Here is a 714-nt window from a genome sequence, read left to right as displayed (position 1 = left end):
TGGAGCTAACTATATAAAAATCAAGTAGTTTTTTAGAAAAATTGAATTTTAGTTAGCAAAAGTATGTACCTTGAAAATATGTGAATAATTATGGATTTTATGGCACGACAAATAGACCTTTCAAAGAAGGCTGAATTTATAAGGTAAATTGTATGTATGGTTATATCAGTAAAGCGGGATCGAATGTCTGTCCGGTACTTAAAAGATGATAGATGATTCTTAAAAGTTTTCTGATACAGTGACCCTGGGCACATCTGTAACCTTTGCCTTCGATTAGCTTTTTGTTGTAATACGCAGTAAAAACCTTGTTGTGGTTGATAACCGGCAAAATAATCTGATATAGAGTTTTCCTCAGATATCTGGATCCTTTCTTGGTTATTGCAGTGTGTTGGGCAGTAAACTGGCTGGATTCATAGTGATATGGAGCAACACCAGCGAATTTGATTATTTGAGACGCTTTTGTATAGTTGCAAATATCTCCTAACTCCGCTAAAATAGAAGTACCAGAGAAGTGAGAAATTCCTGGTATGGAGAGGATAGGAGAGTTGTTTTGTAAGGAGAACTCTTCTATCTTTTTGTCTATTTCAGAAAGCTGTTCTTCAATCATTTCAATCTGACATACAAGATGTCTGATCTGTATTTCTTCGGCAACAGAAGGTATGCCGACAGAAGTTTTTGCCGCTGCTTTAAGCTGCTCAGCAGAAAGCGTGATCC

At 36.4% G+C, this 714-nt stretch carries 1 protein-coding gene; it reads right to left on the bottom strand.

Annotated features, from left to right (window positions below):
* Positions 1-160 precede the first annotated feature (160 nt).
* A partial coding sequence (locus ACTNB8_RS16380; protein ID WP_441056118.1) for a transposase occupies positions 161-714 on the bottom strand: 554 nt, incomplete at its 5' end.

It is taken from the genome of Blautia sp. HCP28S3_G10, assembly GCF_052065235.1.
Classification (GTDB): domain Bacteria; phylum Bacillota; class Clostridia; order Lachnospirales; family Lachnospiraceae; genus Blautia_A.
This window is presented reverse-complemented; position numbering and strand designations above follow the sequence as displayed.